We start from the raw sequence: 549 nt of genomic DNA, 5'->3' as shown, positions 1-549 counted from the left end.
CGCGGGGCCAGCGCGGGGTCGACGCCCGCGGCGACCTGGGGCAGGGCCGTGGCGCGGCGTACTGCCGGTTGCGCGGAGCCTTCTTCACGGGCCATCAGTCACTCTTTCCGTTTGCTGAGGGGTAGGCCGACCGGGCCGGAGCAGCGCTCGGGCCAGGGGCCTGGGGCCACGGGGGCGGGGGCTCCGTCGAGCGAGGCGTCCAGCCGCGCGAGCGCGGCGTGGTCCTGGGCGTCGAGCGGCGCTCCGCCGGTGGCGGACTTCGTTGGTATTCCGGGAAGTTCACGCAGGAGGATCAGGGGCGAGGCGGGTGAGGCGCTGTCCTGGCGGACGTCCAGGACCCGGAACACCGTCGCCGGCGGGAAGACCACCTCGTCGGTCCGGATGTTGTCCGCCGGCCCGTCGAACAACTGCCGGACGCGGCGCCCGGTGACCGACCAGATCACGTGACGCGCGCCGCCGGGCGCCGGCGCGTCACCGTCGAGCGGCACCGCGCTGACCGGGCCGGGGTCCCTCAGCAGGCTTCCGGGCGCCGGCGCCTCCTCCGGGCCG

Annotated in this window: 1 pseudogene; it reads right to left on the bottom strand. The window is 76.1% G+C overall.

Annotated features, from left to right (window positions below):
• Positions 1-98: 98 nt before the first annotated feature.
• Positions 99-549: pseudogene (locus tag ACYVE9_RS30435) on the bottom strand (hypothetical protein); the annotation flags it as partial.

The organism is Streptomyces sparsus, assembly GCF_054776295.1.
Note: the sequence above shows the minus strand (reverse complement) of the source record. Positions and strands in the feature narration are given on the sequence as shown.